Genomic DNA, 267 nt, shown 5'->3' on the forward strand with positions numbered 1-267 from the left:
GAGTACCAACAGCACTCATATGACGTCATATGTGAAGCTGTACCTAATGAAAAGTTCGCTCAAATTCAAACAATTGAGCAGCTACTCAACACAAACCCCCTATCAAAGATAAAACCATCCCACATCGTATTTGTGGCTCTTGGAATTATATTTTTGATAGGTGTGCAGGTATTTAAATCTAACTCCAAGCAAGAGTATGTAATTCCTGACATAGATTCAATGGTGAAGAAAGCATCAAGCAGTACTCTAGCTAAGCAAGCTGAAAAC

At 38.2% G+C, this 267-nt stretch carries 1 protein-coding gene; it reads left to right on the top strand.

Translation table 11 applies throughout. The features are described 5' to 3' along the window. A partial coding sequence (locus tag IQR33_RS33405; RefSeq protein ID WP_228013963.1) for a hypothetical protein occupies positions 1–267 on the top strand: 267 nt, incomplete at both ends.

The sequence above is a fragment of the Vibrio sp. OPT46 genome (assembly GCF_015163535.1).
GTDB classification, from domain to species: Bacteria; Pseudomonadota; Gammaproteobacteria; order Enterobacterales; family Vibrionaceae; genus Vibrio; species Vibrio alginolyticus.